The 13,150-nt window shown below is 46.0% G+C and carries 12 protein-coding genes; 4 read left to right on the top strand and 8 right to left on the bottom strand.

The genetic code is table 11. The features are described 5' to 3' along the window. Positions 1 to 207 precede the first annotated feature (207 nt). The 3 genes from FCL48_RS02660 to pyrF all read right to left on the bottom strand — a co-directional run bounded on the left by FCL48_RS02660 (position 208) and on the right by pyrF (position 3,959). Positions 208 to 1,542: a PhoH family protein gene (locus tag FCL48_RS02660; RefSeq protein ID WP_136870689.1), complete on the bottom strand. Its 1,335-nt coding sequence runs from the start codon at positions 1,540 to 1,542 to the stop codon at positions 208 to 210. A gap of 227 nt (positions 1,543 to 1,769) precedes the next feature. Next, positions 1,770 to 3,227 carry a TrkH family potassium uptake protein gene (locus tag FCL48_RS02655; protein ID WP_136870688.1) on the bottom strand — a complete coding sequence of 486 codons (1,458 nt, stop codon included), beginning with the start codon at positions 3,225 to 3,227 and terminating at the stop codon, positions 1,770 to 1,772. Between the two features lie 24 nt (positions 3,228 to 3,251). Continuing rightward, the gene (pyrF, locus tag FCL48_RS02650) at positions 3,252 to 3,959 is read right to left on the bottom strand and encodes an orotidine-5'-phosphate decarboxylase (RefSeq protein ID WP_136870687.1); all 708 of its coding nucleotides are present in this window, start codon (positions 3,957 to 3,959) and stop codon (positions 3,252 to 3,254) included. A 593-nt stretch (positions 3,960 to 4,552) separates the two neighbouring features. Between pyrF and FCL48_RS02645 the strand changes: the two genes are divergently transcribed. The 4 genes from FCL48_RS02645 (at position 4,553) to FCL48_RS02630 (ending at position 8,833) form a co-directional block, all read left to right on the top strand. Next, a complete protein-coding gene (locus FCL48_RS02645; protein WP_136870686.1) occupies positions 4,553 to 4,837 on the top strand; it encodes an antibiotic biosynthesis monooxygenase in 285 nt (94 codons plus the stop codon). 257 nt (positions 4,838 to 5,094) lie between these two features. Beyond that, entirely contained in the window at positions 5,095 to 5,364 is a 270-nt protein-coding gene (locus FCL48_RS02640) for an OadG family protein (RefSeq protein WP_136870685.1), read from the top strand. A gap of 104 nt (positions 5,365 to 5,468) precedes the next feature. Then, positions 5,469 to 7,244, top strand: a complete 1,776-nt coding sequence (locus FCL48_RS02635) for a biotin/lipoyl-containing protein (RefSeq protein WP_136870849.1) — start codon at positions 5,469 to 5,471, stop codon at positions 7,242 to 7,244. A 473-nt stretch (positions 7,245 to 7,717) separates the two neighbouring features. Next, positions 7,718 to 8,833 (top strand): sodium ion-translocating decarboxylase subunit beta, encoded by a 1,116-nt coding sequence (locus tag FCL48_RS02630; RefSeq protein ID WP_371418655.1) that lies wholly within the window; start codon positions 7,718 to 7,720, stop codon positions 8,831 to 8,833. A 131-nt stretch (positions 8,834 to 8,964) separates the two neighbouring features. On the opposite strand, the gene FCL48_RS02625 is transcribed toward FCL48_RS02630, so the two are convergent. From FCL48_RS02625 to FCL48_RS02605, 5 genes are read right to left on the bottom strand one after another with little or no spacing between them, the layout of a single operon-like run. Then, complete coding sequence (locus FCL48_RS02625; protein ID WP_136870683.1) at positions 8,965 to 9,792, bottom strand: nitroreductase family protein; 828 nt, start codon at positions 9,790 to 9,792, stop codon at positions 8,965 to 8,967. 17 nt (positions 9,793 to 9,809) lie between these two features. Further along, positions 9,810 to 10,622, bottom strand: coding sequence for an enoyl-ACP reductase (locus tag FCL48_RS02620; RefSeq protein ID WP_136870682.1), 813 nt, complete (start codon positions 10,620 to 10,622; stop codon positions 9,810 to 9,812). A gap of 43 nt (positions 10,623 to 10,665) precedes the next feature. Then, on the bottom strand, positions 10,666 to 11,565 hold the full coding sequence (locus FCL48_RS02615) for a 1,4-dihydroxy-2-naphthoate polyprenyltransferase (RefSeq protein ID WP_136870681.1): 900 nt from the start codon (positions 11,563 to 11,565) through the stop codon (positions 10,666 to 10,668). Between the two features lie 25 nt (positions 11,566 to 11,590). Beyond that, positions 11,591 to 12,343: an ABC transporter permease gene (locus FCL48_RS02610; RefSeq protein ID WP_136870680.1), complete on the bottom strand. Its 753-nt coding sequence runs from the start codon at positions 12,341 to 12,343 to the stop codon at positions 11,591 to 11,593. After that, the gene (locus FCL48_RS02605; protein WP_136870679.1) at positions 12,340 to 13,146 is read right to left on the bottom strand and encodes an ABC transporter ATP-binding protein; all 807 of its coding nucleotides are present in this window, start codon (positions 13,144 to 13,146) and stop codon (positions 12,340 to 12,342) included. The genes FCL48_RS02610 and FCL48_RS02605 overlap by 4 nt, the downstream gene beginning before the upstream one ends. Positions 13,147 to 13,150 lie beyond the last annotated feature (4 nt).

The raw sequence follows: 13,150 nt of genomic DNA, 5'->3' as shown, positions 1-13,150 counted from the left end.
AAAATAAACATATTTTTATATGTTCTTACGAAAGGAATTCTATCACAAGAAATACCTAAACCAAAATTAAGATGAGATATTTTTTTGATATATTATCTCAATTTACACTCACTGACAGGCTCGATCAATGAGATAACAAAAAAGGCCCACCTTGAAAAACGTGGGCCGTGCAGTTACAGAACATTCTTGACAGGTTAAAATCAGGTCCTACAACAAATCGCTGGCAAGGTCTGCGAGTTCGGAACGTTCTCCTTTTTTCAAATCAACATGGGCGTACAATTTCTGTCCCTGCATCTTGTAGACAAGGCTACTCAGGCCGTTGGAGTTTCGATCGAGATAGGGATGGTCAATCTGTTCTATGTCTCCAGTGAAAACAATTTTGGTACCCTCACCCGCTCTTGTGACAATTGTTTTTACTTCAAGAGGGGTAAGATTTTGTGCCTCATCGACGATCATATACTTTTTAACCAGACTTCTGCCACGTATATAGGCCAGAGGTTCTATCATTAACTTTTCATCCTCCAACATACGTTTAAGTCGACTATACATATCGCTGTTTTCAGAAAACTGGCCTTTGATCACTCCCAGATTATCGTAGAGAGGCTGCATATACGGACTAATCTTTGAATTGATATCTCCTGGAAGATAACCAATATCCTTATTTGACAAGGGAACGATGGGCCTTGTCAGCAGGATCTGATGATAGTGCTTTCGTACTTCCAGTGCTGCTGCAAGAGCCAGCAATGTTTTACCTGTACCCGCTTTTCCGGTAAGGCTTACCAGAGGAGTCATGGGATCAAGAAGAGCGTTAAGGGCAAAAGACTGCTCCGCATTTCTTGGAATAATGCCATAGGCTGAGGATTTATGAATACGTTCAACAGTATCTGTATTCTTCTTGTAGACAGCCAGGGCCGATTTCTTGCCGTTTTTTAAAATAATGTACTCGTTATTTACAAGTGGAGTATCGTCGGCCATTAGGTTTGCTTTCGCCACAATCCCATCACCACGATACATATCATCCAGGCCCTGAGCCGGAACGTCTTCAATCTCCCGACATCCGCCGTACATTTTCTCAAGATCCCTGACATGATCGGTCGTATAATCTTCAGCCATGAGGCCAACCGATTTGGCCTTCATTCTGAGATTGACATCTTTACTGACCAGTACGTAGCTCTTTTCTGTATCCGCTTTTGCCATACAGTAGGCGATATTGAGTATCCTGTGATCCGGCTTATCCTGCCCGGGAAAAGTATCCTTTAAATCAGGGTGCATTCTTTGTTCAAGACGAATGGCAATTCTACCGCTGTCAGGTCCTATCCTCATGCCACCATTAAAAAGCTTATCAGAACTCAAGCTATCCAGGGAGCGAACAAACTGTCTGGCATGGAAATTTATAATCTGTTGACCTTTCTTGAAATTATCAAGCTCCTCCAGAACGGTGATGGGAATGACGATGTCGTGTTCCTGAAAATTGTAAATGCAGGAACTGTCGTGAAGAATGACATTGGTATCAAGGACGAAAATCTTACTCTCTGCAGTCATAAATCTCCAACCGGTTAAAGGTTCAGAAACAAGTAGAGCAACTCTACCCTACTTCGTTCCAGCTCAACCCTGAACAAAAAGGGCCTCAATTTTGCTCCCATTTACAAACAAACTTCAGTGTGCTCTCATACTTCTCAAATACCTGTGAGGAACAGTACATCTTGCTGATAAAAAACCAACATGCGTCATATATCTACTTCCCTTGTGTGCGTGTTGTTTAAAATCCGTTATTTTTTCCAAAATGCAGGGAAAAAAATCACGAGGGCTGAAAACATTTCAAGCCGCCCCACCAGCATATTCCAGGAGAGGAACCATTTGCCGGCATCACTGAAGAAACTATAATTTTCACTGGGCCCTATTGCCCCAAATCCAGGCCCAATATTCATCAGGGTCGCTACAATTGCGCTCATGGAAGTAACAACATCAATATCTTCTAGAAGGATCATGACACAACCTCCAAAAAGGATGAGAAAGATATTGACGATAAAATAGCAGACTGACAGATCGATAATTGACGCATCCACCGGACGACCATTGATCCGCAGGGCGGATACGGACATGGGCTGAAGAAAAATCCTTTTAATGGAGGAATACATATATTTCAGGATAACAACATAGTGGACGACTTTGATCCCGCTGGTGGTTGAACCTGCACAGGCACCGACAAAACAGACGACAACCAGAAACATCTGGGCAGCCTGGGGCCACAGTTCATAATCTGCTGTGGTAAATCCTGTGGTGGTCAAAATTGAAACCACTTGAAATGTACCATAACGCAGGCAATCCCAAAAATCTCCATAGACACTTTTGTTGTAGAGAATCAGCGATACCACTCCACAGAAAAACAGGAGAAAACCGAGATACCATCGAAATTCCGTATTAGTCAGCACCTGTTCCCAGTCCCCTTTAACAATCTGATAAAAGAGAACAAAAGTCATACCTCCGCAACACATGAAGAAAATGGTCACCCAGTCAACATAGGCACTGTGAAAAGCGCCGACAGATTCATTCATGGTCGAATAACCCGAGGTTGAAACCGTACCAAAGGCATGACACAAGGAATCAAAAACTGACATCCCATGGGCAGCTAACAGAGCCGCCTGAAAAATATTGAGAAAGACATAGACTGCCCAGAGCCAGACCAGGGTGTCCTTGTTGCGTGCCTTGAATTTATCCTTGGTAATCACCTGGCCAGGGCTCGATTCCGCCCGAAAGACACGGACAGAGCTCATCCCATGAGGAAGAAAAATCAGAGTCAGGGTCAAAAAACCCATCCCCCCAAGAAGATGCGTCTGGCTCCTCCAGAACAGGAGTCCATGGGGCAGGGCCTCGACATTCGTTAAAATCGTTGCACCGGTTGTGGTATATCCGGACATCATTTCAAAAAATGCGTCAGCAAGTGAAGGGATACTGCCATGAAAAAAAAACGGCAGGGTCGAGACCAGCGATATGACCACCCAGCCAAAGGAAGCGAGGAAAATACCATCTTTTATCCCAAGCTGATTTTCATTGCGAAAGAACCATTTAAAAGGGATCCCTGCACATACTATGATCAATGCGGAAATCAAAATAGCAAAGAGGTCATCCTCACCATAGTAGAACGAACAGATAGCCGGCAAGAGCATGGAACTCCCTGTCACAATCAACAGGGTTCCGAAAACATTAGCAATGGAAGTAAGGTTCATAATCCAGGCGCCATAGCAAATAATTTATACTACACCTGCAATTTCCTGCTGCATCTGCTCGATAACCTTTACAGGATCGGCAGCCTTGGTAATGGGGCGTCCTACGACGACGTGACTGGCACCATTTTTTATAGCCATCCCTGCGGTTACGATACGTTTCTGATCATCACTGTCATCTTGCACATTGGCACCGGGTCGTATACCAGGGGTGACAATGAGTAGTTTTTCTCCCAGATCATTACGCATTTTTTCGGCTTCCAGTCCGGATGAAACCACACCGTCACAACCAAGCTCCAAAGCCCGCTTTGCTCGAAAATAGACAAGATCCTCTATAGACTGGGTCATACCCATCGCCCGCAAATCTTCTTCACCAAAACTTGTAAGAACTGTCACGGCCAGCAATTTCAGATCGCCCCTCGCGCTCACCGCGGCTCGAATAATTGGATCATTACCATGAATTGTGGCAAGACTGACACCTCTGTTATTTACCTGTTCCACAGCCAGCTTGACCGTTTCTGGAATATCGAAGAATTTCAGATCCAACATCACTTTGTGACCTCTATCAACGATCCAGTCCACCGTCTCAAACCAGCTCCCCATAAAAAGCTGTAGCCCCACCTTAAAATAGCGGGTGTGGGACTCACATTTTTTCACAAGATTTTTCGCCTGCTCTGTATCGTCCACATCAAGAGCCACAATAATTCTTTCATTTAAAGGTATGATGTTACTCATTATTCTCCTAATATTTCCAAATATTTACAAAAGGTACAATTCAAGGCCATTTGATTCTTTTTACCTGCTCTTTACTTCTTCCGCAAGCACCCGCAAAATCTGTTCAGGCTGCAACCTTCAATGTCTCCGCTTTTTCCCATGCCGTATACAGGTGCTCTGTTAGAAAATCCGGATAGATTATTCTGTTTTTAAGGGAACTACCAGAGAACCGTCTGGACGTACTTTCTTCCCATTATCTCTTGACTGCAGCAGTTAATGCTGCAGGTATACTTATTAAATCAGCTCAGCGTTTTTTATCCATTAAAAAAATCACGGGAGCATTGAACTGAACGTCAACACTCCAGGATGTAAAGTTCAAAAACTTCAATCTGTTCTCTCAAAATAAACGAATTATAAACAGTTGTAGAATAGGTCGTAAGGAGCAAGTATCAATCAGAAAATTGCCACGTGAAGATTTGCCTTTTCTTTTACTCGAAAGAAGAATCGTCGCCTTCTTTACAATTTTACTTATACTTATTATAATTATAACTGCTGATGAGCGTTGTTCACTTTTACAATCTTAGAGAGATCTATGAGATCAAAAGGAGCACTCAATGACAGTGAAAATTTTTATCAAGCGGCATGTCTCAACAGAAAATGTTCTTGCACTCACCCTGCTGCTGAAAAAACTCCGCAGCCTGACATTAAACCAACCGGGATATATTTTCGGAGAAACACTCAAGAGAGTCGATAGGGACGATGAATGCATGGTCATCTCAACATGGCGGTCCCTGGAAGACTGGAACGCCTGGCTCAATAACCAGGAAAGAGCCACTATACAAAGTGAAATAGACCTTTTACTTGGCCAGGAAACGACCTACTCCGCTTACGAAGTATAACCCTCCTCAAAAAGACTGTACCGCATCACAACTGTGTGGTACAGTCCCTGTCGAAATTACGAGACCACCTCTTATAATTTTTATCATATTGTGCATATTAGGCAACACCGTCACTTGCCAAAAAGTACGGTTAATCAGAAATATTTGCTCTTTCTATTTACGTTATTGTTTTGATTCATGTGCATACTTCGTGGTACCTTGGGTGCCTACGTCTTAACATACCAATTAACAATTCAACTCTGATGAGGTAGATCAAAATGTTATTTGCAGGTGTTAAACTCATGATTGTCGGCATGACAACTGTTATGCTGTTCCTTTGCCTTATGATTCTCTTCATTAGTATCGCCGCGTATCTGACGAAAGGTGAAGCTGCAAAAGAAGTCGATGCCCTTGAGAAAGAAAGGGCATTTCAAGCTCTTAAAAGAAAACAAGCCAAAGAGGCCACATCTACAGATGCCGATGAGGATATTGCAGTTATAGCCGCTGCTGTTGCGGCATATGAAGTGGAAAGGTTTGCACAGGCTTAAAGCTCTTTGAATGTGATGCTCAATAATTAATCGGTCAGACTTGCAGTTTAAAAGTAAAAATCAATACGAGGAGATGAACGGTGAGTAAAAAAGTTATTCAATTCATGGACACGTCTTTTAGAGACGGTTTTCAGTCTGTTTTTGGTGCCCGGGTATTAACCGATGACTTTATGCCCGCTGTTAAGGCATCCGTAGACGCAGGAATAACGAATATTGAAGCCGGTGGAGGTGCTCGCTTTCAGAGCCTTTTTTTCTACTGTGGAGAATCCGCCTTTGACATGATGGATCGCTTCAGAACGGAAGTTGGTCCGGATGTGGCACTACAGACACTTGCACGTGGGATCAACGTGGTCGCTCTCAGCCAGTGTCCTCGGGATATCATTGACCTTCATGCCAAAATGTTCAAGAAACACGGTATGACCACCATCCGAAACTTCGATGCACTCAACGACGTACGCAACCTCGAATATTCCGGAGAGCGAATTGCTCACCATGGTCTGAACCACCAGATCGTTGTCTCCATGATGGAGCTGCCTCCCGGATGCTCCGGCGCCCATACTCCAGAATTCTATATGGATCGTCTTAAACAGATTCTTGATGCCAACATACCCTTTCATTCCATCTGCTTTAAAGATGCCTCGGGAACTTCAAACCCCAGAAAAGTCTATGAAACGTTAAAAGCTGCCCGTAAAATTGTCTCAGATGACACCATCCTCTGGTTCCATACCCACGACACTGCAGGTCTTGGTATCTCCCAGAATATGGCGGCGATTGAAGGTGGCGCAGATGGGGTTGATCTTGCAAAATCACCCGTCAGCGGCGGTACCTGTCAGCCGGACATCCTCTCCATGATGCACGCCATGAAAGGTACTGATTATACACTTGACCTCGATTACGAAAAAATCATCGTGGCCTCGGATGCCTTTGAGGACGCCATGAAAGACTACTTCTTCCCACCCGAAGCAAAAATGGTATCCCCGAAAGTTACCCTTTCTCCAATGCCCGGTGGCGCACTTACCGCAAACACTATGATGATGCGTGATACCGGTACCCTGCACCTCTACGCCGATGTTATCAAAGAAATGTCAGAGGTTGTGGCCCGTGGTGGTTTTGGAACATCCGTCACCCCTGTGTCCCAATTCTACTTCCAACAGGCGTATCTCAATGTCACCCAGGGTAAATGGAAGAAGATCAACCCCAGCTATGGCAACATGGTCCTTGGGTACTTTGGCCGTACCCCTGTGCCTGCTGATCCTGAAATTGTCAAAATCGCTTCTGAACAGCTTGATAAACCAGTGTTTACAGAAGATCCGCTTGACATTCTTGAGCCTGGTATTCCCAAGGCAACAAAAATACTTCAGGAAAACAATCTCCCTGTTAATGACGAAAATATCTTCATCATTGCCAGTTGTGAGCAAAAAGGTCTCGATTTCCTTCAGGGCAAAGCGATCACCAATATCCGCAAAATTACAGATAAACCCGCTGAGTCAAAAAAACCTGCCGCTAAAACCCCAGCCGCCGCTCCTGCGGCTTCCATCGGCCGTCGTGATTACACCATTACCGTCAATAACAGACCGTATAACGTTACTGTTTCTGAAGCGGGCGCCATTCAGGCAGCACCCGCAGGCGTACAAGCACCAGCTCCTGCACCGGCTGCCGAAGTTGAAGGCACCGATGTCGAGGCACCAACACCTGGGAATATTGTAAAAATCCTGGTGGAAATGGGAAGCAGTGTCAGCGTTGACCAGCCTCTTGTGGTTATGGAGGCCATGAAGATGGAATCTGAAGTGAAATCACCCTGTGCCGGTAAGGTTCTTGCTATTCATGTTGAAGCCGGCGATACCGTTCAGGCATCTGATCTGCTCTTTACCATCGGCTGACAGCTGTTAATTTCAGGACCCTTGAAAATAATCAAGGGTCCGTTTCTTCATTCTGCTCTTACCGGGATAGTGTTATGAAAATTAGAATTTTCATGGTTGTTTTGCTCGGGTTACTTGTGCCCTGGACCTCTTTTGCCCAGGCAGAGGATGGTAGTGTGGCAATTGTTTCCCCTGCGGACGCTCAGATAAAACGGGTTCTGGTTGAACCCGGCGATTTCGTCTACAGCGGAGATGAAATCGCAACCTTAAAAACTTCGGAAGGCTCTGTAATTGTCCTTCGGGCAGGAACCGCTGGAAAAATAAGTTCGCTCAATGTCGTTTCATACCAGAAAATCCAGACAAACGATCCAATCGGCACAATTGAAGTATCTCAGATTATAGCGGAAAAACCAGCTGTCACAAGCGATGCCACACTGCCTCCCATAGCTAAACTGCTTGAAAATCTTTATAAGACAACTGGTATCTATGGAATCATTGACGGCCAGCTCCATAAAGACTGGACGGTGGGGATAGGCCGTGTCCTGATGATTTTCGTCGGTCTGGTACTCATGTACTTAGGTATTTTTAAAAAATTTGAGCCCCTGCTGCTTGTACCCATCGGCTTTGGTGCCATTCTTTCCAATATACCGATGGCAGGGATTGCAGAACCAGGTGGTATTCTCTACTACATTTATGAGGTCGGTATAACCACCGGAGTCTTTCCACTCATAATCTTCATGGGTGTTGGTGCCCTCACCGACTTTGGACCGATGATTGCCAATCCAAAAACCATCCTGCTCGGTGGTGCCGCTCAGTTTGGCATCTTTACCACTTTACTTGGAGCCTTAGCGCTTTCTGATCTGGTTCCGGGTATTAATTTTTCCCTGGCAGATGCCGCCGCCATCGGTATTATTGGCGGCGCTGATGGTCCTACGGCTATCTTTCTCTCCAGCCAGTTGTCTCCACGACTCCTGGGTTCTATTGCCATTGCAGCATACTCCTATATGGCTCTTGTTCCACTGATCCAGCCGCCGATCATGAAACTGCTCACGACCAAGGAGGAAAGAGAGATCAAAATGGTACAGATGCGACACGTATCAAAGCTTGAAAAGATCATCCTTCCGCTTCTGGTACTTGGCATCTGCACCCTGCTTCTTCCTTCGGCTGCCCCACTTATAGGGATGTTTATGCTGGGGAACCTGGCAAAAGAATGCGGAGTAATTGATAGACTCACTGACACCATCAAAAACTCACTGATGTATACCGTGACCATTTTTCTTGGGCTCGGAGTTGGTTCCAAACTTTCTGCCGATAAATTTCTCAACCTTGAAACGCTTGGAATTCTTGCCCTTGGCATGATTGCCTTTTGTATCGGTACTGCCGCGGGCGTCCTCCTCGCAAAGCTCATGAATAAACTCAGCAAGACCCCTATCAATCCTCTTATTGGAGCTGCTGGGGTATCTGCAGTTCCAATGGCTGCCAGGGTCGTTAACAAGGTGGGTCTTGAGGCCAATCCGCAAAACCATCTGATCATGCACGCCATGGGAGCAAACGTCTCCGGAGTCATTGGCTCGGCTGTAGCCGCAGGGGTTCTTCTGGCCCTGCTGTAATAATAGTTTAAGCGCAAAAAAAGGGCCGACCACAAATGTGGTCGGCCCTTTTTTTATGGTCATATTTCACTCCAGCTCTTGTAGCTCCACACCCTTTTTTCAAGGATTGGCGACAGCCTTGTACTTTACACCTACGCCACCCTGTTGATCTTCGGCGCCTTTCTCTCAATGGTTCGCTCGTAGTTCAGAGCAGGGCGGCCAAAGCCCATAGCGTAACCAATTTCGTGGTTGTCGGGTATCCCCAGTCGTGTTTTGAGTGAAGGCACCAGTTCAGATATAACCAGGGTCAAAAGGCCATTCCATACAGTGCCAAGCCCACAGGCCTGGGCATACAACTCAAAAGTTGTAAGAGTAATAATTGAGTCCTGTAGTGGGGCGGCACTGTCAATACCTCCTGAAACGACAAGAAGATGGGGCGCACCACGGAACAAAATGTCCTTGCCCGACGTCTTCCAGGCCTCCATGATATCAATAAACATCTCCATCCCTTCTGGAAGCTTACCGGCATCAATAAGCCGCCCCAGACCTGCAAAGGCCTCCTCCCGGAGGTCAAAAATAATTCCTTTATCGTCCACCAGAGTATAGAGGAGATCACGGTCATTATGGCCGCTGGGAGAATGGGAGGCAACTGCCACCAATTTTTCAATGAGAGCGGGATCAACATTTTCGTCCTGATAATTGCGGATGGTCCGCCGTTTCTTAATCAGCAATTCGAGTTCTTTAGGGCCTGCAACGGCTGCATTTTTCAAAGAGATGCCCTCCTCAGGCCCATAGCCCAGGATAGAGACAGCACCTTCGCTGCAGACTGCAACGCAGTGCATACAACCGATACAAAACTGTTCAAGATCTGCAGCTATGGTTGGAAGGTTTGTTTCCATACTGATAATCATGGACGGACAGTCACTGGCACATTGGCCGCAACTGATACAGATTTCTTCATTAATAGTAAAATCGAGCATTATTTCCTCAAATATTTTTAGCTGACAGTTTTAGTAACGATTTCTTTATCAAAGTAATTTACAGACATCCCTGCATCTACCACAATGGTCTGGCAATTAATCCCTGATGATCTGGTGGATAACAGAAATACAGCAGTATCAGCGGCCTCCTGGGTGGTGAGCGCTTTTTTTCTCAAAATTGCCTTTTCAGCAAAGAGATAGCTGTCAATATAGCCTGGAATTCCAGCAGAAGCAGAGGTCTTAAGCAGTGCCGGGGCAACCGCATTAAAACGAACCCGTGAAAACTCGGAAAACGATTTGGCCAAAAAGCAGAGCGATGAATCAAGCGCCGCCTTGATCGGAGCCATATAACCATAATTTTCAGCGGCCATCTTTGTCGTTGAGATGGTAATAGTGACAACCGATGCATCTTCTGCCAGAAGATCCTTGAAATGGTTGGCAATACTGATAAAGGAAAAACAGGAGATATTGACCGCCTGGAGGAAATCAGCCTGTCTGGTTTCATGGAACGGCTTCATCCCTTGCGAATAATTTGCAAAGGCTATTGAATGAACAAGACCTGCGATCTTTTCATTTTTCCTACTGTCAAGGCTCTGTTCAATCTCATTTCTTACCCGGATGATATTTGCTTCCGTCTCCACATCACAGATAAAAACGGGAGAGTCAGGGAAGAGTTTTTTCGCATTTGCCACCCGCTCCTTGGAGCGTACCACATGGATAACCTCGGCCCCCTGCTCTACAAGGGTCTTACCAATTGCGCAGGCTACCGACTTTTTATTGGCCAGGCCAAAGATGACATACTTCTTGTTTTCTACTTGAAGAAAATTCATGTTTTTAATTTATATTCCCTCACGGGATTTGTATTCATTGAGGTTAGAACCTGTACACAAGCCCGAACGAAAACATCAGACTGTATATCAACGACAACCGCGCTGTACTGGCCAGCAGTTCATTGAGGTTACTACCAAGATCACATTCCACCTTTATCATAAGTGAGCGGGCCATAGGTAGTGTAGTCAGCGGTAAAAGGATAAAAGCATCTGCCATTCCCAGAATCAGCATAACGAGCGGAACAAGATAACTGGCCCAGAGAAGAGCCTTGTACTCCATGATCGTTTGAAAACGGCCGAGCATCACCGCAAGTGTTCTCTTTCCCGCCTTTTTGTCCGTATCGATATCTCTGAGATTATTGACAACCATAATAGCGGTAATAAGAAATCCGGGGGGAATGGCCGCCATAAGAGCTATTGTCGTCAAGACCTTTGCCTGAATATAGTATGTTGCACCTACCGCTACCAGACCAAAAAAGATGAAAACAAAAATTTCTCCAAGACCATTTGAGGCAAGAGGAAACGGCCCTCCACTGTATGCCAGTGCCGCCAGAACCGAGACTATCCCGACCAGAAGAATAGGAAAACCACCCACAACCCCTAAATACAAAAACACAAGTGCTGCAAGCACAAGGGAAACAATCATTCCCCGTTTCACTTCGCTCGGAGGTATCAGGCCGCTCTGGGTCACCCGGACCGGACCCTGGCGTTCGTCGGAATCAATGTTATTTTTAAAATCGAAATAATCGTTGGCAAGATTCACCCCGATCTGCAACAGCATGGCGCCCAAAAAACATCCGAGTGCCGGCAGAAAAAGAAATGCATCGTCTGCCATGGCAACTGCTGTGCCAACTGCAACCGGCCCCACCGCTGCGGGCAGGGTTTTGGGCCGAATAGCCATCCACCAGAGTTGAAATTTCCCGAATTGTTTGTGTTGCTGCATAACCTGAGACAACCTGTACAAATATTTATTGGATAAAAAGGTGCTTACTCACCTTACGTTCAATGGAGTAGATAGCAAAATAGAGCAGCACCCCAAGAAGCCCCATTCCCATAATCCCTGCATACATTTCCTTATACAGCAGTACCTGATAGGTTTCTATGACAATATAGTAGCCCAGACCATAACTGGTCAGCGATTGCTCTGCAATAAAGAGAACGGCAACAGCCGTTCCCACAGAAACCCGCAAGGCGGTTAATACCCCAGGTAGTGAGGCGGGAAGATAGACATAGCGAAAAAGAGCTCTTCGTCCCGCACCCAATGATTTTACCGAGAGAATGAGTTCTTTCCGGAGGCCCGACGCCTCGTCTCTTACCACCACCAGAATCTGGAAAAAAATGATTATTGCAATGAGGGTGATCTTTGAAAAATCACTAATCCCCATGAGAACATAGATAACCGGCAGGAAAATAATTTTTGGAATCGGATAGATTATGGCAATAAGCGGCCCCACCACCCGGTCGATTTTGGGCATCTGGCCAAGCAGCAGGCCAAGTGGTGCCGCAAATATTGTGGCAATCAGTACCGCAGCCAGCACCCGGCCCGAGGAGGCCAGAAAATGCAGTCCTAATTCCCCGCACATATCATGGAGAAAAAGAGGTACAACTTCAAGCGGGGATGGCAGTATCGGGAGATTGACGACAAGAGAAAGCAACTGCCAGAGGACAAACAGCATCAGCACACCTGCCAGGGTTGAAAAGAGTGATCCTTTATTTTTCATTCCCGTTCCTCTGCTACATTATCCCGCTTTGTAGCGAGCAGATCGTGCAATTCCCGGCATTTTTCCCGAAACTCTGTACTGTTTCTCTTTTCCATTGCCCCGAGAAGATGATTATCCACCACCTGGGGAGCACTATTGCAATTTTCCGAGAGGACCAGGATTTTTTCTCCAAGAACCACCGCCTCTTCGATGTCATGGGTCACGGTAAGTGAGGTCAGCCCGGACTGTTTGTGAAAACTGTTCATCACCTTCTGCAGCTCTTCTCGGATGGGGGCATCAAGGGCGGAAAAAGGTTCATCCATCAGCAGGAGGTCCGGTTCCAGCACCAGGGTCCTAGCTATTGCTGCCCTTTGTCTCTGCCCCCTTGAGAGCTGGCTCGGGTACATCTCTTTTAAATGCTCAATTCCAAGCCAGCTCAGCCAGTGGTGGATCCGCTCTTCATCTCTCTCATGGTCAAAACTGATCCCTGCCGGAGAATGTTTCCCATCGGGACCGTAAAATTGTCGAATCTTCTGACCAAGTTTCGTATTGTCATAAATGGTCGCCCAGGGCAGCAGTCCATGATCCTGCAGGACCAGACCGGTAGACGGACGTGGACGACGTATTTCCTCACCACCGACCAGAATCCTTCCTGAATCAGGCATTTTCAGCCCTGCCACTAAAAACAGCAGGGTTGTCTTGCCGCAACCCGAAGGTCCGATAACTGTCCAAGCTTCACCCTGACGAATGGTGAGGGAAAAATTGTCAAAAATAATTCGACCTCCGTCACCATGAGCAAAACAGAGGTTTTCAACTGCAATCATTGCA

This window comes from Desulforhopalus sp. IMCC35007 (assembly GCF_005116575.1).
In the GTDB taxonomy this organism is placed as follows: Bacteria; Desulfobacterota; Desulfobulbia; order Desulfobulbales; family Desulfocapsaceae; genus Desulforhopalus_A.
Note: the sequence above shows the minus strand (reverse complement) of the source record. Positions and strands in the feature narration are given on the sequence as shown.